Source organism: Kitasatospora sp. NPDC008050 (genome assembly GCF_042957465.1).
Lineage (GTDB): Bacteria > Actinomycetota > Actinomycetes > Streptomycetales > Streptomycetaceae > Kitasatospora.
Genome location: NZ_JBIBIJ010000024.1, coordinates 59,393 through 80,462, shown reverse-complemented (window position 1 = coordinate 80,462; position 21,070 = coordinate 59,393). Strand labels below are relative to the sequence as shown.

General features: G+C 71.5%; 17 protein-coding genes. 4 read left to right on the top strand and 13 right to left on the bottom strand.

Annotation, left to right across the window (positions count from 1 at the left end):
- Positions 1-473: 473 nt before the first annotated feature.
- A complete protein-coding gene (locus ACFZB9_RS32965) occupies positions 474-1,787 on the top strand; it encodes an alpha/beta fold hydrolase (protein WP_391453355.1) in 1,314 nt (437 codons plus the stop codon).
- A gap of 526 nt (positions 1,788-2,313) precedes the next feature.
- Here the strand turns inward: ACFZB9_RS32965 and ACFZB9_RS32960 are convergent.
- Positions 2,314-3,942, bottom strand: a complete 1,629-nt coding sequence (locus tag ACFZB9_RS32960; RefSeq protein WP_391453354.1) for a DUF4192 family protein — start codon at positions 3,940-3,942, stop codon at positions 2,314-2,316.
- A 182-nt stretch (positions 3,943-4,124) separates the two neighbouring features.
- Between ACFZB9_RS32960 and ACFZB9_RS32955 the strand changes: the two genes are divergently transcribed.
- Complete coding sequence (locus tag ACFZB9_RS32955; protein WP_391453352.1) at positions 4,125-6,341, top strand: RecQ family ATP-dependent DNA helicase; 2,217 nt, start codon at positions 4,125-4,127, stop codon at positions 6,339-6,341.
- A 236-nt stretch (positions 6,342-6,577) separates the two neighbouring features.
- Positions 6,578-7,228 (top strand): hypothetical protein, encoded by a 651-nt coding sequence (locus tag ACFZB9_RS32950; protein ID WP_391453351.1) that lies wholly within the window; start codon positions 6,578-6,580, stop codon positions 7,226-7,228.
- A 34-nt stretch (positions 7,229-7,262) separates the two neighbouring features.
- On the opposite strand, the gene ACFZB9_RS32945 is transcribed toward ACFZB9_RS32950, so the two are convergent.
- The 3 genes from ACFZB9_RS32945 to ACFZB9_RS32935 all read right to left on the bottom strand — a co-directional run bounded on the left by ACFZB9_RS32945 (position 7,263) and on the right by ACFZB9_RS32935 (position 9,449).
- Positions 7,263-7,778: a hypothetical protein gene (locus ACFZB9_RS32945; protein WP_391453349.1), complete on the bottom strand. Its 516-nt coding sequence runs from the start codon at positions 7,776-7,778 to the stop codon at positions 7,263-7,265.
- A 291-nt stretch (positions 7,779-8,069) separates the two neighbouring features.
- The gene (locus tag ACFZB9_RS32940) at positions 8,070-8,753 is read right to left on the bottom strand and encodes a ribonuclease HII (protein WP_391453347.1); all 684 of its coding nucleotides are present in this window, start codon (positions 8,751-8,753) and stop codon (positions 8,070-8,072) included.
- A gap of 96 nt (positions 8,754-8,849) precedes the next feature.
- Positions 8,850-9,449 carry a TetR/AcrR family transcriptional regulator gene (locus ACFZB9_RS32935; protein ID WP_391453346.1) on the bottom strand — a complete coding sequence of 200 codons (600 nt, stop codon included), beginning with the start codon at positions 9,447-9,449 and terminating at the stop codon, positions 8,850-8,852.
- Positions 9,450-9,689: 240 nt separating this feature from the next.
- Here ACFZB9_RS32935 and ACFZB9_RS32930 point away from each other — a divergent pair, with 240 nt between their 5' ends.
- Positions 9,690-11,234, top strand: coding sequence for an MFS transporter (locus tag ACFZB9_RS32930; protein ID WP_391453345.1), 1,545 nt, complete (start codon positions 9,690-9,692; stop codon positions 11,232-11,234).
- A 168-nt stretch (positions 11,235-11,402) separates the two neighbouring features.
- Here ACFZB9_RS32930 and ACFZB9_RS32925 read toward each other — a convergent pair whose 3' ends face one another.
- The 9 genes from ACFZB9_RS32925 to ACFZB9_RS32885 all read right to left on the bottom strand — a co-directional run bounded on the left by ACFZB9_RS32925 (position 11,403) and on the right by ACFZB9_RS32885 (position 20,898).
- A complete protein-coding gene (locus ACFZB9_RS32925) occupies positions 11,403-12,359 on the bottom strand; it encodes a carbohydrate ABC transporter permease (protein ID WP_391453343.1) in 957 nt (318 codons plus the stop codon).
- Positions 12,356-13,363 carry a carbohydrate ABC transporter permease gene (locus ACFZB9_RS32920; RefSeq protein WP_391453341.1) on the bottom strand — a complete coding sequence of 336 codons (1,008 nt, stop codon included), beginning with the start codon at positions 13,361-13,363 and terminating at the stop codon, positions 12,356-12,358. Before ACFZB9_RS32920 ends, ACFZB9_RS32925 begins: the two co-directional genes overlap by 4 nt.
- Positions 13,364-13,493: 130 nt before the next feature.
- On the bottom strand, positions 13,494-14,873 hold the full coding sequence (locus ACFZB9_RS32915) for an ABC transporter substrate-binding protein (protein ID WP_391453340.1): 1,380 nt from the start codon (positions 14,871-14,873) through the stop codon (positions 13,494-13,496).
- Positions 14,874-15,234: 361 nt separating this feature from the next.
- A complete protein-coding gene (locus ACFZB9_RS32910; RefSeq protein WP_391453338.1) occupies positions 15,235-16,443 on the bottom strand; it encodes a cytochrome P450 in 1,209 nt (402 codons plus the stop codon).
- Positions 16,440-17,699, bottom strand: coding sequence for a cytochrome P450 (locus ACFZB9_RS32905; protein ID WP_391453336.1), 1,260 nt, complete (start codon positions 17,697-17,699; stop codon positions 16,440-16,442). The genes ACFZB9_RS32910 and ACFZB9_RS32905 overlap by 4 nt, the downstream gene beginning before the upstream one ends.
- Positions 17,696-18,355 (bottom strand): ATP/GTP-binding protein, encoded by a 660-nt coding sequence (locus ACFZB9_RS32900; protein ID WP_391453334.1) that lies wholly within the window; start codon positions 18,353-18,355, stop codon positions 17,696-17,698. Before ACFZB9_RS32900 ends, ACFZB9_RS32905 begins: the two co-directional genes overlap by 4 nt.
- Positions 18,336-18,704 carry a DUF742 domain-containing protein gene (locus ACFZB9_RS32895; protein ID WP_327066999.1) on the bottom strand — a complete coding sequence of 123 codons (369 nt, stop codon included), beginning with the start codon at positions 18,702-18,704 and terminating at the stop codon, positions 18,336-18,338. The genes ACFZB9_RS32900 and ACFZB9_RS32895 overlap by 20 nt, the downstream gene beginning before the upstream one ends.
- Positions 18,701-19,120 carry a roadblock/LC7 domain-containing protein gene (locus ACFZB9_RS32890; protein ID WP_391453332.1) on the bottom strand — a complete coding sequence of 140 codons (420 nt, stop codon included), beginning with the start codon at positions 19,118-19,120 and terminating at the stop codon, positions 18,701-18,703. Before ACFZB9_RS32890 ends, ACFZB9_RS32895 begins: the two co-directional genes overlap by 4 nt.
- Positions 19,120-20,898, bottom strand: a complete 1,779-nt coding sequence (locus tag ACFZB9_RS32885) for a sensor histidine kinase (RefSeq protein ID WP_391453330.1) — start codon at positions 20,896-20,898, stop codon at positions 19,120-19,122. The genes ACFZB9_RS32890 and ACFZB9_RS32885 overlap by 1 nt, the downstream gene beginning before the upstream one ends.
- Between the last annotated feature and the right edge of the window lie 172 nt (positions 20,899-21,070).

The following is a 21,070-nucleotide window of genomic DNA, read 5'->3' as shown; positions in this document are numbered from 1 at the left end:
GTGCTCTCATCGACGCGCGGACCCGGCCAAGCGCCTCCCGGCGGATCGCCCGGATCACCGGGAAAACCGGGAAGACCGGCGCCCCGGCCCGGATCCACCGGCCTTGTGTTCCCCCGTCGCTGAGGCCTGCATCCGCGGCGGGGTCGCTGGCGCCCCTCTGACTGAACGCGGCGCACGGTGCACAGGTCACGCCCCACCGCTCGATGGACCTCCTCGGGGGCGCTGCCCGAACAAGCGACCGCGGCCTGTGCGGCGGTCCGAGATCCCGGGAGGGTGCCGCCTGCTTCCGAGGGACGGCACCGGCAGCACTCACTTGGCGTCAGGATACGGTGCCGACGTGGCACCACCCGTACCGGGAAGTCCACAGGTCGGCGCCGATCGGCCCCCGTACGCAACTCGGGTGCCGCCTCCGGCATCGGCACTCGCGGAAACGTGCGAGCACCCGCCGCACCGAGCACTGACCGAGGAGTCTCATGAGCGTCGTGATCCGACAGCCCGGCGTCGTCCTGACCGATCATCTCTTCCAGGTGCCGCTGGATCACGCCGCACCACAGGGGGAGCAGATCGAGGTCTACGCCCGCGAGGTGGTCTCGGCCGGCAAGGAGCGATCCGACCTGCCCTGGCTGCTCTACCTGCAGGGCGGTCCCGGTGGGCGGGCCGCACGGCCACTGGGCCGCGACAGCTGGCTCGACCGGGCCCTGGACGACTACCGGGTCCTGCTGCTGGACCAGCGGGGTACCGGGCGCTCGACGCCGGCCACCCGGCAGACCCTGCCGCTGCGTGGCGGTGCCGCTGAGCAGGCCGAGTACCTCTCGTACTTCCGCGCCGACTCGATCGTCCGCGACGCGGAGCTGATCCGGCGCCAGCTGCTGGGCGAGAAGGGGCAGTGGAGTCTGCTCGGACAGAGCTTCGGCGGCTTCTGCACCCTCACCTACCTGTCGCTGGCGCCGGAGGGACTGCGCGAGGCTCTGGTCACCGGTGGTCTGGCCGGTCTGCGGAGCAGCGCGACGGACGTCTACCGGGCGGCGTACCCGCGGGTGGCCCGCAAGAACGCCGCGCACTACGCGCGCTACCCGCAGGATGTCGAGGCGGTGCGGCGGGTCGTCGAGCACCTGGCCGTGGCGCCCGCCCAACTGCCCGGTGGGGGGCTGCTGACCGTGCCGGCGTTCCAGGCCCTCGGTCTGATGCTCGGCTCCGGCAGTGGTTCCGACTCGCTGCACTACCTGCTGGAGGACGCCTGGGTCCGCGGCAGCGCCGGGCTCGAACTGTCCGACACCTTCCTGACCGGCGCACAGTCGAAGCTCTCCTTCGCGGACGGCCCGCTCTACGCCGTGCTGCACGAGTCCATCTACGGACAGCGGTCGGTGGATCCCGGGCCCACGGGCTGGGCGGCCGAGCAGGTCCGCAAGGAGTTCCCGGAGTTCGACGCGTCCCGAGCACTGGCGGAGGGCACCCCGGTCCGGTTCACCGGGGAGATGATCTACCCCTGGATGTTCGAGACCGACCCGGCTCTGCGCCCGCTTCAGGAGGCCGCGAACCTGCTGGCCCAGCGCACGGACTGGCCCGACCTCTACGCCCCGGCGGTCCTGGCGGCGAACCAGGTCCCGGTGGCCGCGGCCGTCTACCACGACGACATGTACGTGGACACCGCCGACTCGCTGGCGACCGCCGACGCCGTGCGGGGCCTGCGGACCTGGGTGACCAATGAGTGGGAGCACGACGGGCTGCGGGTCAGCGGCGGGCAGGTCCTGGACCGGCTGATCCGGATGGTCCGGGGACAGCTGTAGCGGCCGTCGGCGGTAGCAGCGGTGCGGTGACCGGCGCGGCGAGCTCCGCGCTGGTCGGCGCACGGTCCGCGCGGCGCAGCGGCTGCGCGGGCCGAGTGCCGACCTCGGCCGGCGGCGCGGTCGCGGCGGGGCCGCGGTGGGGCGAGCCGCCGGACCGGGTGCCGGGGTTGCGGGGGCGCGGGTGGTGCCCTGGCGTCCGGCCCCGTGTTCACCGGTGACTGAGGGCGCGCACCCGGGCGGGTTCGGTCCCCGGCCGGCCGGGGCCGGTCGCGCGGAGCGCGGGGCATCCCTGGGCCTGCACAGCGGGCCGACGGGTGGCTGAGGCCTGACGGTACCGGCGGTGGTAACAGGCGGCGTCACCTGCCGACGTGCGCGCCGAAGGCTTGGGCAGACGGCCTTCCGCCGGGCGGGAGCGGCCCCGGGCCAAGGCCCGGGCACGCTCCCGGGCACGGGCGCCGATGCCGTCGCCGCGGGGGTCGGCTCAAGCGGGGGTGTGGTCAAGGGCGTGGCCGGGTGGCTGGTCATGTCAGGCTCCGATCGTGCTGATGGTGGTCTTCCGACGGGCGTGGCCGCCACGACAGGGCTGCCGGGCCGGGCCGCCCGGGAGCGGCTCCACCGGGGTGGCGCGCGCACTTGGCGGCTGGTCGGGTTCGGGCGGGGGAGCCGAGGGCTTCGAGGAGTCGGGGGGAGTCGGCGGCTGCGGTTTCCTTGATCCGTTCCGCGCGCGCTGCGGCGGGATCAGGCCCCGATCTTTCGAGTCGGCGCCGTGCGACGAGCCGATCGATCCGCCGACCGAACCGGTGCCGGCGGCACCCCGGGGACGGCTCGCGCGGCCTCGACGATGCGGCGTTGCGGGGCCGCGCACCGGGCGGGGCGGCGAGGTGCCGGGATCGCCCGGCGGCGTCTCGGAGCTCTCGGCCACCGGTCTCCTGTCAGGCTCCGTGGCAGCCTCAGCAACGGTGGAGGCGTCGTCGGAACGCCGCGGGAACGGCCCACCACCCAGCCCGGTCGCCCAGTCCGGCGTGGCCGCAGCACCCGGGGGTGTGCCCGGGTCGGCTCGCCGGGCACGCTCCGCCCGCACGATGGTGAGCAGTCCCTCGGGCTCAAGCCCGCCGTTCAGTGAGCGGTAGAGCAGATCGGCCAAGGTGTACGAGGGGTCCAGGTCGAGCGCCTTGCCCAGCGCGACCCGGCTGGTGGCGGTGTCGCCGGCCAGCCACGAAGTCCAGGCCAGGAGCGTCAGCGGCGCCTTCGCGAAGCCCTCATAGGGCTGCACGCACCGTCTGCTGAGAAACCGCCACAGGCGCTGGGCCGCGGCCAGCTCGTCCGGCTCGGCGTACTCGGCCGCCCGGTCCCGGTTCGTCCGGTCCTGCAGGGCAATGATCAGCCGGGCGGCACGCTCGTCGTCCAGCGTCGGCGCCCCGGCCTGGGAGTCGGCGATGGCCTCGGCGATCAGCCGGGCCGCCGCTTCATGCGTTCGCTCGTTGCCGCCGGGCTCGCTGAGGTGCCCGATGAGGGAGCTCATCTGCCGCTCCAGGGCCTCGCGCTGCGCCGTACCGGCCGGCGGGCCGATCGGATCCAACGCGGCGCCGATCGCCTTGCGGCTGCCGCGCGGCGCGAGCCCGGCGTACGTGGCGGCGGCCACCACGGCCAGCGGGTCCTGCCCCGCGAAGACCGCGGTGCCGTCCGGATCGCAGCAGGCCGGATCGGCGCAGAGGAAGGACCACCAGCGGCCACCGGAGAGGCAGAGTGACTCCTTCACCGGCACCTCGAACTCGCGGAACACCCGCAGCAGCTGGTCGGCCAGCGGCCGCAGCTGCCTTCGGGCAGGCCGGGCACCTGGCTCAGGATCTCGGCACAGGTAGATCAGGACCGCATCAGGGCGCCGATGGCGCCGCTCCGAGAGGGCGATCAACAACCGGGCGAGCTCGACCGCGATGAGCGGCCACTCGTTCGGGTCCTCGGGGATGTCGAGCCGGATCGCTCCGCCCTGCCGGGCGGCAGGGCCGTGCAGGCCGACCGCGACGATGCTGTCATCCGGGTAGAAGCCCAGCAGATACGGCAGCATGGCGGCCATGTCGGCCGGGCCCCGCATACGCACCAGCTGGTGCCCGGAAAGTTGGTTCTGGGACGTGTTGGTCGAGTCGTCGTGAGTCATGAGGGAAGCGTGCGACGCCCAGCCGTATCCCGGGGAAATCTCTCCACGGCTGTGGAAAACCCCGCCCCTGTGGACAACCGATTGCAGCTATGTGGGTGAATCAAGCTGACTGGCAGGCGAGTTGTCCACAGCCAGCGCCGCCGGTTCGCCTCTCGTCCGCCCGGCAGGGTTACATAGGGGCCATGGACCAGTCGGTGCCCGCTCCCAGTCAGCACAGCCCCGCCCAAGAGGCCTCCGCTCCGGTCGGCGGCGATCGCGCAGCCGTTCGCGCGCGCGCCGAGGCCGTACTGCGCGAACTCGCGGGGCCCCAGGCCCGGCTGCGCGAGGACCAGTGGCTGGCCATCGAGGCCCTGGTGGTCGACCACCGCCGTGCCCTGGTCGTCCAGCGCACCGGCTGGGGCAAATCAGCCGTCTACTTCATCGCCACCGCCCTGTTGCGATCCAGCGGCGCGGGTCCGACGGTGATCGTCTCCCCACTGCTCGCGCTGATGCGCAACCAGGTGGACTCGGCGGCCCGGGCCGGGATCCAGGCCCGCACGATCAACTCCGCCAATCCGCAGGAGTGGGAGGAGATCCAGGCCGAGGTGGCGGCCGGCACCGTGGACATCCTGCTGGTCAGCCCGGAGCGGCTGAACAACCCCGACTTCCGCGACCAGGTCCTGCCCAAGCTCGCGGCCTCCACCGGCCTGCTGGTTGTCGACGAGGCGCACTGCATCTCGGACTGGGGCCATGACTTCCGCCCCGACTACCGCCGGCTACGGACCATGCTCGCGGACCTCTCCCCCGGCGTCCCGGTGCTGGCGACGACCGCCACCGCCAACGCGCGGGTCACCGAGGACGTCGCCGAGCAGCTCGGCACCGCCGGCTCCGACGGTCGCGCGCTGGTGCTGCGCGGCCCACTCGACCGGGAGAGCCTGAGCCTGGCGGTGCTCTCGCTGCCCGACCCGGCCCACCGCCTGGGCTGGCTCGCCGACCACCTGGCCGAGCTGCCCGGCTCCGGCATCATCTACACCCTGACGGTGGCCGCCGCCGAAGAAGTGACCGACTTCCTGCGCGGCCGCGGGTTCGCCGTGGCCTCCTACTCCGGCCGCACCGAGGACGCCGAGCGGCGCACCGCCGAGTCCGATCTGCTGGCCAACCGTGTCAAGGCGCTGGTGGCCACCTCGGCGCTGGGCATGGGCTTCGACAAGCCCGACCTCGGCTTCGTGGTGCACCTGGGGTCGCCGGGCTCGCCGATCGCCTACTACCAGCAGGTCGGCCGCGCCGGCCGTGGCGTGGACCGCGCCGAGGTCCTGCTGCTGCCAGGGCGCGAGGACGAGGCGATCTGGCGGTACTTCGCCTCACTCGGCTTCCCTGCCGAGGACCAGGTCCGACGCACGCTCGACGCACTGGCCGAAGCCGGCCGGCCCCTCTCCACGGCAGCCCTGGAGACTCGGGTCGATCTGCGCCGCGCCCGCCTGGAGACCATGCTCAAGGTTCTGGACGTGGACGGCGCCGTCCAGCGGGTGCGCGGCGGCTGGCAGGCCACCGGAGCGCCGTGGGCCTACGACGGCGAGCGCTACGCCAAGGTCGCCCGGGCCCGGACGGACGAGCAACAGGCCATGCGCGAGTACGCGGGCAGTCGGCACTGCCGGATGGAGTTCCTGCGCCGCCAGCTGGACGACGAGCAGGCCGTGCCGTGCGGGCGCTGCGACGTCTGCGCCGGGTCTCGGCACAGCGAGTCCGTCTCGACCGAGGCCCTTGAGGCCGCCCGGGCCGCCCTGGGACGCCCCGGGGTCAGCTTCGAGGCGCGGCGGCTCTGGCCCACCGGCATGGAGGCGCTCGGTGTGCCGCTCAAGGGGCGGATCCCGGCCGAGGAGCAGGCCCAGGTCGGCCGGGCCCTCGGCCGGCTCTCCGACATCGGCTGGGGTGGCCGGCTGCGGACCCTGCTCGCCGAGGGCGCGCCGGACTGCGCCGTACCCAAGGACGTACTGGACGCCCTGGTCAGTGTCCTGGCCGACTGGGCCCGTGGCCCCGGTGGTTGGGCAAGCAGCACTCCGGAGACCGGACGCCCGGTGGGCGTGGTCACGATGGCGTCCGCCTCCCGTCCAGAGCTGGTGGGCACCCTGGGGGCACGAATCGCGGAGATCGGCCGCCTGCCGCTGCTCGGCCGGATCGAGTACGCGGACGGGCGACCGCCCTACGGCGCGCGCAGCAACAGCGCCCAGCGGCTGAACTCCCTCGCGAGCGCACTGGTACTGCCCGCCGAGCTGGCCGATTCACTTCTCGCCGCGCCGGGACCGGTACTGCTGGTGGACGACTTGGTCGACAGCGGATGGACGGTGACCGTGGCCGCGCGGCTGCTGCGCCGGGCCGGAGCGCAGGCCGTGTTGCCGCTGGTTCTGGCAGTGCAGGGGTGATTCAGCCGCCCGCATGGGGTGGCTGAGCTGTACTGATGCCCGAGTGATCGGGCAGAGCTTGAGCCATCTGGGGAATATATCCGGCAGATCCGCGGCTTTCGGGCGGTATTGGTCACCTCGTCGTTGCCGCCCCGGCCATCTGACGTGAGAATTGCCGCGTACCCCGCTGCTGGCCTCAGGGCCGGAATTCGGCGTACACACGTGCCTGCGCGTTCACAGGCCGGGGAAGGATGACAATGATCCACGGGGTCGACCGAGGTCAGCTTCCCTCCGCCACAGGTCGGTGCCTGGACCTGGAGAGCTGGTCGAGCACGGAGGTGCCGCCGCTGCGTGATCCGCGGGATCTGGTGGTCGGTCTCCACCAGCGCCATCTGCCCCCACCGGGGACGAGCGTGATCGCCGTGCTGGACATCGACCACCGGGTGGTCGCATCCGCCGCCGTCACACCCCGACCGCACGCCACCGACGGCTGGCTCTATCGCAACGCGCTGCTCACCCAGTTGCGACGAGTGATCCCGCATGACCTCCGGCTGGCTCTCCCGCGCCGGACAGCCGTGCTGCTGCGCTGCCGTGACGGTGTGTCCGGCTGGACGGAGCAGGATGGCGCCTGGATGTGGGCGCTGCGCGACGCCGCCCCACTGCACGGTCTGCGCTGTGGCGCCTATCTGACGCTGACTCCGAGCGGCTGGCTGGTCCTCGGTGACGGCCGCGCCGGGCGCACCCCGCATGCGGGTTCCTGGTCCGAGCGGCCGGTGCACACCGTCTCCGAGTTGCCGAGTCGGGCAGCTCCGGACGCCCGTCCGGCGGTGGGGTACGCCAGACCCACCCCACCGTGGCCGGCCGGCCAGGAGGTGACCCCCGGGCCGGTCCGGCGCGCCGCCCGCTGAGCGCGGGCGGCCCGGCCACGGCGACCCGTTGCACTCAGGCCGGGACCGGCTGGGCTGCGGCCACCGACCCTTCGGCCAGCTGTGTCGTAGTGCCGCAGACCACCAGGAGCGAGACCGCGTGAGTGCGCGCCTTCTCCATCGCCAGCGCCGCGCGGCCGGGCTCCGTCGTCTCGAGGACGAGGACCACCACCTCGCGTCGGGCGGGCCGGGTCAGCGCGAGGTCCGCATAGAAGACGTCGCCGCCCTCGGCGAGCTGGGCCCAGTAACGGTCCTCGCCGAAGGACATCTCGTGCTGCTGCCAGGGGTGTGGGCTACCCGAGGTGAGGACCAGGATGTCGCCAGGGTCGCGCCCTGACTCCAGCAGCAGGTCGACCGTCTCATCGGCCCGCTCCAGAGCCGCATCGACGGCGCTGGGGACGAGCTGGAGGGTCGGTCCGACCAGAGTCGACCGCGAGGCCGGCTTCGGGACCTGCGCCGCTCGCGGGGTGGGACGGGCCGGACCGGGGCGCGGCGCGGCCGGACGGGACGGGCCCGGACGGGGGCCGGGCACCTGGCCGAACGCCGGGTTCGGCCGAGCCGCGACGGGCGCTTCGACAGTGGAACTGACAGGGGACGCGCTGCCGGCGGCAGGCGTGCTGGGGGCTTGTGCGTCCGACTCGCGGGGGAAGGGAACGCCGGGGCCCGGGATGCTCTCGTGAATCTCCGGCTCCTCGGGGAAGACAGGCATACCCGGATATCTATCAAATGCCGGTCGGATGCGCACGGGCGCCCCACCTATTGGGCGCTGCGGGCTCGACCCGATCAGCGGAACGTGCCGCCTTCGAACGCTCCTGATGATCAGTCAGAAGCCGAGAGTGAGCTGTTCGTCGCTGTCCGCCGCCAGGCGCGAACGCTTGAGGTGACTCCACTGCGGCAGTGCGTCCAGATAGGACCAGGAGAGCCGGTGGTGCTCCGTGGGGCCGAACTCCTCCAGTGCCGCGCGGTGCACCGGGGAGGGGTATCCGGCGTTGTCCTCGAAGCCGAACTGTGGGCACTCCGGCGCCAACTCGGCCATCAGACCATCCCGGTGCACCTTGGCGAGTACCGAGGCGGCAGAGACACAGACACAGCTCTGGTCTCCCTTGATCACCGTCCGCACCCGCCAGGGGCCGCCCAGGTAGTCATGCTTACCGTCCAGGATCACGGCATCCGGACGCACCGGAAGCGCCTCCAGGGCTCGAACCGCGGCGAGCCGCAGCGCGGCGGTCATGCCGAGCTCGTCGCACTCCAGGGCGGAGGCATGCCCCAGCGCGTGCGCCGTGACCCAGTCCGCCAGCACCGGGGCCAACTGCTCACGGCGGCGGGGAGTCAGCAGCTTGGAGTCGGTCAGCCCCTCGGGCGGACGCCGCAGGCCGGTCACCGCCGCACCAACCGTGACCGGACCGGCCCAGGCGCCACGGCCCACCTCGTCCAGGCCGGCCACGATCGTCGCTCCGGCCCGACGCAGGGAACGCTCCACGCTGTGAGTTGGCGGCTGGTACGGCATGGCGGGCGGTCCATTTCAGGTCAGGCGGTCACAACGGCGGCGATGCGCGGGGCCGAGCCCCGCGCTCTCCAACCCTACGGCGGTCGGGCGGCGGTTTCAGCCCGCCTGCGGGCGGATCAACGGCAGCAGGACGTCCTCGAGCAGTTGGTCACAGAACTCGGCGTCGACCGACTCCGCACCGAACTTCGTCCGATACAGGAGCATCGCCGGCCAGACATCCGCGACCAGCTCGCTCACCGCGGCGGGCCGCACCTCGCCCCGTCGCTCACCACGCCGCAACACCTCCAGCCCGGCCTGCCTGGCCGGCCCCATGACCCGGGACATCACGAAGTCCTTGAGGAGATCGCTGCGATCATGGTCCAACTCGGCCATCAGCGCGCGCATCGCGGAGCCCGCCGGCGAGTCCATCGCCACCCGGAAGGCGTCGATGAGCTGCCTCAACTCGGCACGGACGGACCCGAGATCGGGAACATCGGTGAGGGGTGGCAGAGTAGAGCCCAGCGCATCGAGAGCAAGCTCCAACTTCGATGGCCAGCGCCGGTAGAGCGCCGCCTTGCCGGTCTGCGCCGCGCCGGCGACGCCCTCCATCGTCAGCCGGGCGTATCCGCCGGAGGTCAACTGCTCCAGGGCGGCCTCGAAGATCGCCTGCTCGAGCGCCCTCCCGCGGCGGCGGGCCGTCGCGACAGGGGGTGCCATGGGCTCACCGGGCCCCGGATGAGCCGTCGTCTGCTTCATTGTCGCCAATCGTAGAGAACGCTTGCGTTCACAATACTCGACAGGCTATGGTTCCACCGTAGTGAACGGTTGCGTTCCTTAACTTGGCGCTGCCGGCCCGACAGCTCCGTTTGACCCGGCTACGCCGGTCCAGCCAGCACTGATCCAGCACGTCCGCGACGCCCTAGCGAGCATGACACCACCGCCAGCAGGGGGAACCACATGGCTATCTCCGACACGCTCAGCAAGGTCTCACCTCCCACAGCCAGCCGCGGCCAGCACAAGGGCATCGCCCTGACAGTCATCGCGGCCACCCAGCTCATGGTCGTCCTCGACGCGACGATCGTGAACATCGCCCTTCCGCACATCCAGGACGCCCTGAAGTTCTCCACCACCAACCTGTCCTGGGTCATCAACGCCTACACCCTGACCTTTGGCGGCCTCCTGCTGCTCGGCGGCCGGGCCGGCGACATCCTGGGCCGCCGACGGGTCTTCATCACCGGCGTACTGCTCTTCGGCTTCGCCTCGCTGCTCGGCGGTTTCGCGCAGAACGGCGACATGCTGCTCGCCTCGCGCGCGCTGCAGGGCATCGGCGGCGCGATCTGCTCGCCCACCGCCTTCGCCCTGATCGCGACCAATTTCAAGGAAGGCCCCGAGCGCGATCGCGCCTTCGGCGTCTTCTCGGCGGTGGCCGGTTCCGGCGCCGCCATCGGCCTGCTCGCCGGCGGGCTGCTGACCCAGTACCTCAACTGGCGCTGGGTGCTCTTCGTCAACGTGCCGATCGCGATCGCCATCGCGCTGGCCGCTCCGCTGTACATCAACGAGTCCGAGCGCCGGAGCGGCCGGTTCGACCTGCCGGGCGCCCTCGCCTCCACGCTCGGTCTGGTCGGCCTGGTCTACGGCTTCATCCGGGCCGCCTCCGACGGATGGAGCGACACCGGCACCCTGGTCTCGTTCATCGTCGGAGCGGTCCTGCTGGCCGGCTTCCTGATCATCGAACAGCGTACGGACCAGCCGATCACCCCGCTCCACCTGTTCGCCGATCGCAACCGCACCGGTGGCCTGGTGATGATGCTCTGCCTGGCCGCGGCGATGTTCGGGATCTTCTTCTACATCACGATCTTCGTCCAACGTGTGCTCGGTTACGGCCCCTTGAAGGCCGGCGTGGCCTTCCTGCCGATCAGCGTGGCGATCATCATCTCCGCCCAGCTGGCCTCCCGCTTTCAGGCCCGGCTCGGCCCCAAACCGTTCATGCTCGGCGGATCACTGCTGGTCACCAGCGGCCTGACCTGGCTCACCCAGACCAGCGCGACCAGCGGCTACGTCGACGGAGTGCTCGGCCCCACGGTGCTGTTCGGCCTTGGCATGGGGCTGATCTTCGTCCCGGTGATGCTGCTCTCGGTCGCCGGCATCGCGGCGCATGAGACCGGAGCCGCCTCCGGGCTGCTCAACTCGATGCAGCAGATCGGTGGGTCGCTCGGCCTGTCGATCCTGACCACCGTCTTCGCCCGGGCATCGACCAGTAAGGGCACCACGCTCTTCCCGGACTTCCGGGCACACGCGACCGCCCCGCAACTGGCCGAGTTCGGCAAGACCAAACAGTTCCCAGTCGGCACCAGCTGGGCCAACGAAGTCCTGGCGTACGGCATTTCACACGCCTTTGTGGTCGGCGCCGCGATGGCCGGCGTGGCCCTGCTGATATCCATCGTGGTCATCAAGGCCAAGCCCGGTGGCCTCCCCGCCGAGGCGGTGGGGATGGGCCTCTGAGGAGGCAAGCGAGGGCTGAGCTCCCGAGCGACCGGGAGCTCAGCCGGCAACCCGGCCCCGAGCGCACCCGGCTCGCCTGACCCGACCGCGCCGGACGGGCTGGACACGGCGGCACACGGCTGGACACGGCTGGACACAGCTCCCGAGCCGGCCGGACCTCTCACCGGCTCAGCCCTTGACCGACCCTGCCAGCAGCCCGCGGACGAAGTAACGCTGCAGCCCGAAGAAGACCAGCAGCGGAATGATGATCGACAGGAACGCCCCGGCTGTCAGCAACTCCCAGCGGCCCCCGAAGGAGCCGGCGAGCTGGGCCAGCCGGACTGTCATCGGTGCCACGTCGGGGGTGCCACCGGCGAAGGTCAGCGCCACCAGCAGGTCGTTCCAGACCCAGAGGAACTGGAAGATCGCGAAGGAGGCCAGGGCCGGCGCGCAGAGCGGCAGCACGATGGACCGGAAGATCTTGAAATGCGAGGCGCCGTCGACCACTGCGGCCTCCATCAGATCCCGGGGTAGCTGCGAGATGAAGTTGTGCAGCAGGAAGGTCGCGAGCGGCAGCGCGAACATGGTGTGCGCCAGCCAGACCGGAGCGTACGTACCGCTCAGGTTGAGCTGCGGGATGATCGTCACCCCGCCCAGATGGGCACCGCCCGAGAAGAGTTGGAGCAGCGGGATCAAGGCCATCTGCAGCGGCACCACCTGCAGGGCGAAGATCAGGAAGAACAGCGTGTCGCTTCCCCGGAACCGCACCCAGGCCAGCGCGTAGGCGGCCATGGAGGCCAGCACCAGGGGGAAGATCGTCGCCGGAACGCTGATCGCCAGCGAGTTGACCATATAGGGCATCAGGCCGCCGCTGACGCCGAACCCTCCGTCGAAGAGGACGGTGTGGTAGTTGGAGAGAATCAGGTTCGGATGGGCGAAGACGGACCACCAACCACTGTCGGCGACATCCTGCTTGGGGCGCAGTGAGGTGGCCAGGAGCCCGACGGTGGGGATCGTCCACAGGATCGTGACGACAATGACGAACAGGGAGCCGAGCGGGCTGCTGAAGGACTTCCGGATGGCCTTGGCCGCGGGCAGTGGAACGGCACCGGAAGCCGCCGGCTGGTCGGACGTCTGACTGCTCATCGGGTGGCCCGCTCCTTGCGCAGCTGGACGATGTTGTAGCCGACCAGCGGAAGCACCGCGAGGAAGAGGATCACCGCGAGCGCGCTCCCCCGGCCGACGTTGAACTGCACAAAGGACTGCGAGTACATCTCGTTGGCCAGGACCTGGGTGCCGAAGTTGCCGCCGGTCATGGTGCGGACGATGTCGAAGGCCTTCAGCGTGACGATCATGACGGTGGTCAGGACAACGACCAGGGTGGTGCGGATCATCGGCACCGTGACGTACCAGAAGAGCCGCAGGCCGCTGGCACCGTCGAGCCGGGCGGCCTCGGTGACCTCATCCGGGATCGCCTTGATCGCCGCAGAGAGGACCACCATCGCGAAGCCGGTCTGCACCCAGACCATGACCACCATGAGCAGGAAGTTGTTCAGCGGATGCGACAGGATCCAGTTCGGCGGACTCTTCCACCCGAGCCAGACGGCCAGTTGGCTGAGCAGACCGGTCTGACGCTGCGAGGAGTCCCGGGTGTCGTAGACGAATTTCCAGATGATGCTCGCGCCGACCAGTGAGATCGCCATCGGCATGAAGATCAGCGATTTGTAGAGCGCCTGCCAGCGCATCCGGTCCACCAGCAGGGCCAGTGCCAGCCCCAGCCCGGTGGCCGCCAGTGGGGCGACGATCAGCCAGAGCAGAGTATTGAGCAGCACCTGGTGGATCGACTGGTCGGTCAGCGCCCAGCTGTAGTTCTTGACGCCGAGGAACCTGCTGCTGTCGTCATTGCGGAAGCTCAGATAGATCGTTCGGATCAGCGGCACCACCAGCCCAACCAGGAGCAGCAGGACCGCTGGTCCCAGAAAGATCAGGATGGCCAGCGGGCGGCCGAACCGCCCGGTCGCCCGCCCGGCCGCGAAGAAGATCACCAGCAGGATGCCCAGGAAACCGGCTATCGCTCCGAAGCTGTTCCCCAGCTTGATCGCGGCATCGTTCCACGCCGAGTCGGCGAGTTGAGCACTGGTCACAGGCATGCGAGCGGTGTCCTTCCGACGAGCGGTGTCCTCCCGGCGAGCAGGGGTCTCCCAACGAACCAGGGGCCTCCCGTTACCGGTCGGCCAACAGGTCGATCGGCCGGTCGACCCACCGGCCGACCGGCAGCGCCTACTGCGGCCAGGCGGCGTCGATGTCCGAGGCCACCTGCTTGATCGGCTTGCCTTCCGCGAACCAGGCCGTGAACGCCGTCCACTCCGCCCCGGAGCCCACCGCCGCGGGCATCATGTCCGAGGCATCGAAGCGGAAGGTGGCCGTCGGGTCGGTCAGCGCATCAGCCGACAGCTTGTCGATCGGGTCGGTGTAGAGGCTCTTGTCCACGCCCCGGTTCGCCGAGACCCAACCGGGTGCGACCTTCACGCGACTGGTGGCCCAGTCCGCCGTGGAGAGGTAGTTCTGCACCGCCTGTACCTCGGGTCGGCTGGAGAAGGCGGTCACGAACTCGCCGCCGCCCTCAACCGGCCTGGGAATCGAGGGGCTCGTCTGCGGCAGCTCGAAGGCGTAGACGTCGCCGTCCGGGGCGACCTTGGTGCCCTGCGGCCACTGTGCCTCGTAGAACGAGGCCTGCTGGAGCATCCAGCACTTGCCGGTAAGGATCGGCGCGCCCGCGTCCTGGAAGGTGGTGGTGGCGATCGACTTCACGTCCCCGATCCCACCGTTGACCCAGGCCGGGTTCTGCATCCAGTTCGCCACCGTCTGCATGGAGTTGATGATCGGCGCGTCGCTGAACTTGACCTTGTGGCTCACCCACTGGTCGTAGACGTCACCACCCTGGCTGCCGAGCACGACCTCCTCCAGCCAGTCGGTGGCCGGCCAGCCGGTCGCGGTACCGGAGCCGATACCGCCGCACCAGGGCTTGCTTCCGTTGGTGCCCGCCTTGGCGATCTTGTCGCTGAGCGACATCAGCTCGTCCCAGGACTTCGGCACGGTGTAGCCCGCCTGCTGGAACGCCTTGGGCGAGTACCAGACCAGCGACTTCATGTTGGAACTCATCGGCGCCGCGTAGAAGGTCCCGTTGACCGAACCGTAGGTCTTCCAGACCGGGTTCCACTGGTTCTCGTTCGTCACCGTCTGGGCCGGCGGCTTGACGACCTTTCCGGTCTTGACCATCTGGGCGAGCAGTCCGGGCTGCGGGATGATCGCGAGATCCGGCGCATTGCCGCCGCTGACCCGGACCGGCAGCTGCGACTCGAAGTCGTTGGAGCCTTCGTAGGAGATCTTGATCCCGGTACAAGAACTGAACTCGGCCCAGGACTTCTCCAGCGAGTCCGACTCCGGGCTCAGGATCGAGGCGAACATCGTCACCTTGGTCCCCGAGTGTCCGGCGTAGGGCTGGTACTTGGCGCAGGCTCCCGACAGCGCCGGCGCCGAACTGGCGTTGTTGCCACCGCCCCCGGAACTGTTGGAGCAGGCAGCGGTCAGAGCGAGTCCCAACAGCGCCGGAGCCACCAGGAGTCGATGTCGAAGCCGGGCACTCATCGTGATGTTCAAAGTGTTCTCCTGCGGCCTGAGACGAACCACATGACACTGCGCTGAACCGAAGGTCGAGGAAGGCCGCGGCGGTACTGGCCCCGGCCGAGTCGACGGTGACTGGCTTGAAGACGTTAACCCACCTATCACTCGGCGCCAAGGGAGCGTTCAGCTTTCACCGGCGCGACTTCACCTTCTGACGCCGACCGGCACACCGACCCGCACACCGACCCGCGCATCGACCCGGCCGGCGCACCGCCGACCGGTCCGTGTCCGCGCATATCTACCCGTCCTAGACCTGAAAACGCCAAAGGTGTGAGAAGTCCAGGAGATCGACTTCTCACACCCAAGTAGTGCTGACAGAGCGAGGCCTGATGTTGGATCAGCCCCGCAGCAGCACCGGCAGCTCGCGCAGACTGTTGACCACGATCGAGGCGTTGGACCGCAGTTCGGCGTCCGGCACCGCCAACACCAGGTCGGGGAAGCGCTCGAAGAGCGCGGGCAGCGCCACCTGCGCCTCCAGGCGGGCCAGCGGCGAGCCGGGGCAGACGTGCGGCCCGTGCCCGAAGGACAGGTGCCGGATCGGGTCCCGGGTGATGTCGAACAGCTCGGCGCTGCCCCCGTGCTGCCGCGGATCGCGCCCGATCGCGTTGTACGAGATCAGCACCGGATCCCCGGCCGGCACGACGACCCCGTCCACCGTCACGTCCCGCATCGCGTACCGGAACAGGAAGTTGCTGGTCGGCGGCGTCCAGCGGAGCGACTCCTCCACCACCGCATCCCAGCCCACCACCCCCGAGCGGACCAGCGCCAACTGCTCCGGATGCCCCAGCAGGGCACGCACCGCGTTGGTGATCAGATTGACCGTGGTCTCGTGCCCGGCGGCGATGATCACCCGCAGCGTCGCGGCCGCCTCGGCGTCCGTCAGCTCGCTGCCCCCGACGTCGGCGGCCAGCAGCGCACTGGTCAGATCGTCCCCGGGCGCCGCCCGCCGCTGCCGCACCAGGTCGTTGACGAAGGCGTTCAGCGCCGCGATCACCGCCTGGATCCCCTCCGGGTCCGGCACGCTGCTGAAGAACCGCTCATAGAGCTCGCGCAGGTAGCCGTGGTCGGCCGGGTCGACGCCCAGCAGCGTGCCGATCACCGTCATCGGCAGCGGAAAGGCGAAGGCCGACTTCAGGTCGACCGCCGGCTCCCCCGCCGCCAGGCCGTCCAGCAACCCGGCCGTCAGCCGCTCCACCTGAGGTCGCATCAGCTCGACCCGCCGCGGCGTGAAGGCCTGCGCCACCAACGCACGCAGCCGCCGGTGCTCCTCGCCGTCCGCGGTCACCATGCTCGGTCCGGGTATCGCCAGGCCGATCAGCGGCCAGTCGCTCGGGATCTCCCCGCGCTGGTAGGCGGCCCAGTGCCGGGCGTCCTTGACCAGCCGGGAGTCCGTCAGCAGCGCCCGGGCCGCCGCGTGCCGCGCCACCGCCCAGGCCCGCACGCCCCCCGGCAGCTCCACCGGCACCACCGCCCCGGCGGCACGCAGCACCGCCCCCTCCCCCGCGTTGTCACGCGCCAGCGGGTCAAGAGCCACCAGGCCGGTCATCCGAATGCTCCTCCGGTCGTCGTCGACGGCGTGAACCCGACGGGCAGCGCCACCAGGGCCCGAACCCAGGCCGAGGGACGCCACACCAGGGCGTGCTCGGCGACCGCGAGCCGCAGGTCCGGCAGCCGGTCCAGCAGCACCTCGACGGCCGTGGCCGCGATCACCTCGGCCGCCTCCTGCGCCGGGAACGGGCAGCGGTGCTCGCCGTGCGAAAAGCTCAGGTGCGCCCGGTTGCCCTCGGCCGCCTCACCGGTGGGCTGGCGCACCGCCGGGTCCGCGTTGGCCCCCGCGAGCCCGAGCAGCACCAGGTCACCGGCGGCGATCCGCTGCCCGCCCAGCTGGGTGTCCCGCACGGCCCAGCGGCCCGCGAAGATCTGGGTGGGCGTGTCCTCCCACAGCGCCTCGCCGAGCGCCTGCCCCACGCTGCGCCGGCCCCCCACGAGCGAGGCCGCGAAGCGGTCGTCGGTCAGCATCAGCCGCAGCGTGTTGGCGATCCAGTACGCGGTGGGCTGGTGGCCGGCGGCCAGCAGCACCCGCAGGTCGCGCACCACTTCGTCGTCGCCCAGCCCGGCCGGGTGGACCAGCAGCCGGGAGGTGAGGTCCGCCCCGGGCTCGGCCCGCTTGGCCTCCACCAGCTCCAGCATCACCTCCAGCAGCCGCTGCGAGGCCTGCTGGGCGTCCGGTCCGCCGTCCAGCATCGCCAGCAGGTTGTCGATCAGCACCGGTACCTGGGCGTCGTCCAGGCCGAGCAGCCAGCAGAGCACCAGCAGCGGCATCCGGTGCGCGTACTCGGCGACCAGGTCCGCCTCCCCGCGCCCGGCGAAGGAGTCGATCAGCCGGTCGGCGATCCGCTCGCAGTACTTCTTCAGCTCGTACGGGTCGACCGCGCCCAGGGTGTCGGTGATCGCCGATGACCGGCGCTGGTGCTCGGTGCCCTCGGTGTACAGGATCGACGGCACTGGGGTCATCATCGGGCGCAGCGGCCAGTCGGCCGGGACGGTGGGCCAGGCGTTCCAGCGGCTGGAGTCGCGGCCGAACAGCTTGGGCTGGCTGGTCACCAGCTGGAGTTCGCGGTAGCCGATCACCAGCCAGGCCGGTACCCCGCCGGCCAGCTCGACCGGCGCGACCGGGCCGTGCGCGGCCCGCAGCTCGCGGTAGACCTGGGTCGGGTCGGTCTGGAACCGCGGCCCGTACAGCGGCGCGGCGGCGCGGTGCGCGGGGCAGCCGGGCGGTGGGGTGGGCACCGACTCGGTCACGAGTGGCTCTCCTCTTCTGCGGGCTCGCGGAGCGCTGCCGCCCGCTCGTGGATTCCGGCTTCGGTACGCGCGTAGAGATGGCTCACCAGCTCGATCAGCACCCGCTTGCCGGACTCGCGCTCACGCGCGTCGCAGTCCAGCAACGGCACCTGCGGCGACAGGTCCAGCGCCGCGCGGACCTGCTCCAGCGAGTGGGTGGGCGGCTCGAAGAGGTTGCGGGCCACCACGAACGGCATCCCGTGGTGCTCCAGCCGGTCGATCGCGTACCAGGAGTCGGCCAGCCGGCGTTCGTCGACCAGCACCACCGCACCGAGCGCGCCGCTGAACAGCCGGTCCCACAGGAACCAGAAGCGTTCCTGCCCGGGCGCGCCGAACAGGTAGAGCACGCTCTGGGGCGACAGGGTGATCCGGCCGAAGTCGAAGGCGACCGTGGTGGCGCGCTTGTCCCGCACCGCGGAGGGGTCGTCGATGCCGATCCCGGCCTGGGTCATCAGCTCCTCGGTGGCCAGCGGCCGGATCTCGCTCACCGACCCCACCAGGGTGGTCTTGCCCACGCCGAAACCACCGACCACCACGATCTTCCAGGCGTTGTCGGTGGTGCTCCGCAACGGGGTGCGCGGCGCGCGGGCCCCGGCCTCAGAGCCGTTGGAGTCCATGCAGCACCTGCTTCAACGTGTCGAGATCGGGCAGCTGGGCCTGGGCGGGGCTGAACCGCGGGTGCCGGGCGGTGATCCGCCCGGCCTCCAGCAGATCGCCGAGCAGGATCTTCACCACGCTGATCGGCAGCTTCAGCTCGGCCGCCACCTCCACCACCGCGGTCGGCCGCTCGCACAGACGCAGGATCCGGGCGTGCTCGGACTGCATGCCGGGGGTCGGCGCCCGCTCGGTGACGATCAGCGTCACCACGTCGAACGCGTGCGAGCCGGGCCGGCTGCGCCCCTGGGTGACCGTGTACAGCCGGTCCGGGCCGTCGTCGAGGCCACCCGGCCGAAGCGGCGGCCTCACGCGTCCGCGGTGGTGTCGTTCCCGCGCGGCGGCGCGCTCAGGAATTCGCCGATCTGCTCGACCAGGCCGTGCATGTTGTGGCCGACCACGCCGACGTCCGCGCTCTCCTCGGTGACCACCGCGAGGTGCGCCCCGTGGCCGGTCTCCACGATGCACAGGATGCCGCCGTGGAACTCGGTCATCGACTGCCGCACCCCGCCGCTGCCGTCGCCGAACTCGATCGAGGCGCCGTGCGCCAGGCTCTGGATGCCGGAGGCTATCGCGGCGAGCTGGTCGGCCTGATCGGCACTCAGGCCGGGGCTGTGGCAGAGCTTCAGGCCGTCCGCCGAGAGCACCAGGGCGTACCGGGAGCCGGGCGTGTTGGCCAGCAGGTTCTCCAACAGCCAGTCGAGGTCGCGGTCGGTGGAGCTGGTCATCAGGTGTTGTCCTCCAACGTGTTCGGAATGGGCGCGGCCGGGCTGGGCGACGCGGCCGGGCTGGGCGACGCGGCCGGGCTCTGGGCGGACCGCGCCCCCTGGACGGCCTGGCGGAACGCGCCGAACCGACCGGTGATGTCCAACGCCCCCGCCTTGTCCGCCGCGCCGTCGGCCCGGCCGTCCACCCCGCCGTCCGCCTTCTGGTCCGCCGGCCCCGCGGCCGCGGTCCGGACGGGCAGCCGGGCGGACCCACGGACCACCGTGGAAGCCGCGCCCCCGGCCGCCGCCAGCGTCTGCCCGCGGCGCCGCCGGGGCAGACCGTCCGCCCCGCTGAGGGCGGCCGGTGCCTTCGGTGCTGTGGTGGGGGACGAGACGGACGGGGACGGTGGTTCCACCGCCACGCCCGCCACCCCCGAGGAGCGCGGCAGTGCCGGCACCGCCGAGACGGCGGGCGCGGACGGCCGGGCCTCGGCCGGCGGCGTCGGCTCCTCGCCCTGGTCCGGCTCGGGATGGGCGATCAGCTGCTCGGGCAGCAGCACCACCACCCCCGTGCCACCGCGCGAGGACGGCCGGAAGGAGATCGCCAGCCCGTGCTTGCGCGCCAGCGCGCCCACCACCGCGAAGCCGAGCCGGGTTCCCGCCGAGAGCGTGGTCAGGTCCAGCGGCTCCCCCGAGACGGCCTGCTCGGCCCGCCGCAGCCAGACCTCGGAGAGCCCGAGCCCGCCGTCCTCCACGGTGACCGCGAGCCCCGCGTGCAGCTCCTCGACATAGACGTGCACCTCGGCCGGCGGCGCCGAGAAGTTGGCGGCGTTGTCCATCAGCTCGGCCAGCACGTGCATCACGCCCTCGGCCGCGTACCCGGCCACGGCCGCACCGCTCGCCGAGTGCAGCCGCACCCGCTGGTAGCCGTTGATCCGGCCGAGTGCCCCGCGCAGCACGCTCTCCACCGGGATCGGCCGGCTCCACCGGCGGCCGCTGCGGGCACCGGTCAGCACCGCGATGCTGTCGGCCATCCGGCCCGCCTGAGCGGTGCTGTGGTCGAGTCGGAGCAGGTCGCCGAGTACCTCCTCGCCGTGCCGGTGCTCCATCTCGCGCAGTTCCGCGTGCATGCTGGTGGCCAGCGCCTGGACCCGGCCGGCCGCCGTCGCGCAGACCGCCAGGGCCGCCGCGCGCTGGCGCTCCCCGTACGCGACCTCCTTGGCGAGCAGCGCGAGCAGGCCTTCGTGCGCGGTGTGCCGGTGCGCCACCAGGACGGTCTCCACCGAGGCCCCGGCGCGCAGTCGCCGCACCACCTCCGGGATGCTCTGCTCGGCCAGCCGCGCGAGCTCGTCCCGCTCGTCGTCGGCCGCGGCCCGGGCGGCGGCCGCCTCGCTGCGCGCCTCGATGGTCTCCGCACGGGCGGCGAGCATCTCGGCCCTGGCCGCCTGCGCCTCGCGCTGCGCCGCGACGGCGTGCGCCCGGGCGGCCCGCGCCTCGGCCATCGCCACGGTGGTGGCGGCCTCCGCCCGCAGCACCGCGGCCAGCGCGGCCTCGCCCTTGGTGCGGAAGGTGGCCAGCCCGACCGCCAGTCGCCGGGCCCTGCGCCACTGCAACAGGACCGCGCCCACGGTCAGGCACCACACCGCGGCCGCGAGCGAGGACCAGACGCCGATCGCCAGGCCGTCCCCGGCCTGCGCGCTGCTGACGGCCGCGACCACCGCGGCGCCGGCCACGATCACCGCCACCAGGGCGGTGGCCAGCGCGGCCGGTTTGCCGGACTGGCGGGAGCGTGCGGTCATGGCGCGGTTCCTCGGCGGGCATCGGAGGCAGGGCAGGCGAGCGCGCACCAGCCTCCCGCAGCAGCTGGAGACCCATGATCAGTTCACGCGGTCAACAAATCATAACGACTCAGATAAGCCGATCGTCCGGCTAGTTGACATGATGTCTATGTATCGACACGACCACTGAACG